The organism is uncultured Oscillibacter sp. (assembly GCF_910579365.1).
GTDB lineage: Bacteria > Bacillota > Clostridia > Oscillospirales > Oscillospiraceae > Oscillibacter.
In genome coordinates this window covers 1-1,719 of record NZ_CAJTUX010000148.1, presented here as the reverse complement: position 1 = coordinate 1,719, position 1,719 = coordinate 1, and the positions used below count along the sequence as shown (strand labels likewise).

2 protein-coding genes are annotated in these 1,719 nt (G+C 57.6%); both read right to left on the bottom strand.

The genetic code is table 11. The features are described from left to right. The coding region (locus tag QZ329_RS15550) for a VirB4-like conjugal transfer ATPase, CD1110 family (protein ID WP_365352369.1) at nt 1–1,373 on the bottom strand (1,373 nt) is incomplete at its 3' end. A 7-nt stretch (nt 1,374–1,380) separates the two neighbouring features. Next, on the bottom strand, nt 1,381–1,719 hold a 339-nt coding region (locus QZ329_RS15545), incomplete at its 5' end, for a PrgI family protein (protein ID WP_295753906.1).

Genomic DNA, 1,719 nt, shown 5'->3' with positions numbered 1-1,719 from the left:
CCGTTGGGGTTTTTCAAACGCTTGCGGTCGGCCAGAATCAGGTTATTGGAAAGAGCGTTCAGGCCGTAGTAGAGGGCTTCACCCTGCATAAAAAGCTCCTGGGTGGTAAAGGGCACGAATATGGCGGTACTGCTGGTGGTGAGGCCCCGCTGAATGGCGATCTGGTTGAGGCCCAGGGGGAGCGAGGACATAAGGCCCTGTTCCTGCTGGTAGTCCAGCCGCCGCAGGGCGCAGTTGTACTTTTGGGCGATGCCCGCCGCCTGGAATACGTTGTTTTCCAGCTTCTGCCGCGTCTCTGCCGTGTTCATCACCAGCATCGTCACCAGGAACATCCGCTCATTCCGGGATTGCAGGTCCTCCAAAAGCGTCTTGGCCTCCGCGCCATAGGTGGCGAGATCAGAGGGGATGATGTCCATATCGTATCCGCTTCTGACGGCCTTTTTCTGCTCCTCAATGGTCATTTTCTGCAAATCGGTGATCTTCCGCTTCACATTTTTAATGGCCGCGCTCTGGTCAATGGACTGGATATGGAGCGTGACCACCATGCTGCTTTCCAGGTCCAGGAAGTCCGCCAACATCCGGTCGGTCAGCTCCGGGGCCAGGATTTGCAGGAAGGACATTGCCCCGTAGGTCCTGCCGATCTGGAACATCCGGCCATTCTTGAAGGTGAAGCTGTCCGGGGCGATGAAGTCCTTGCTGGAAAGGCCGGTCTTGCAGATCGCGTCCCAGGCGAACCGGAATTTCTGGTTGTCCGCCGGGTGGAACATCTTATGGAGGACGGCCAGCCGCTCATAGCCATTGAGGGAGTGCGCCCGCACCCCCAGGGTCTTGAAGTTAGCCAGCACGTCCGCCTCGATACGCTCCAGCCGGGGCTTGGCCTCCTTCAGACTGTCCGCCTCCACGCCGAAGGTGATGTACTTGGTCTTGGTCAGGCCGTTGTTGCCCTTGGAGAGCTGGCCTTTCAGCATATCCGAGTATTCCTCCCGGATGGAGTTGAAGGCGTCCGCCTGATCGGGGATATGGATGGACTGGCGCTGTTCCTCCATATCGGCGGGCTGGTTGAGGAAAGAAAACTGAACCCGGATGGAGGAATCAAAATAATTGAGGAAATCGCACCAATTCTCAAAGATCAGGTTCTTGTCCTCGTTCTGCGCCAACTGGTAATTGATGTCGTAGAATTGCACCTGCTTGGTGTAGTAACGCTCCGTCACCACGCAGATACCGTCCCGGCACATCTCCCGGTAGGGGATGGTCTGCTGGGCGGTGCGGGGGATTTTGCCGTCCCGCTTGGCCTTCTGGACGGAAGCGGACAGCCGCCGCTTCTGGCGGCTGGTGAGCTTGGCGTCAGGGGTCAGGCGGATGGTGTCCCGCAGGTCGGCCTTATCTTTTTTGTGCTGTCTTTTTGCCGCTTGCAGATTTTTTACTTGCTTTTCCTGCTTTTTTTGCAATCGCGTGTACCTCCTTTTCATGATGATTCAGCCGCTCCATAGCGGCGTAGAGATTGTCGGTCTGGTAGGGACGGACCTTGGGGGCGAGGAACTGCGCCCGGATGAAGTGGCCCAGCACCTTCTCTAAGGGCTGGCCGTCCTTTTCGTAGATGCCGAACAGGAAGAAGGGCAGCATAAGGCCGATCATCAGCAGAGCCGCCGCCTCGTTGCCGAGACTGTTCCGGGTGAGCATATAGGCGGGTACGCCAATCAGACCGCCCGCACCGAAGCA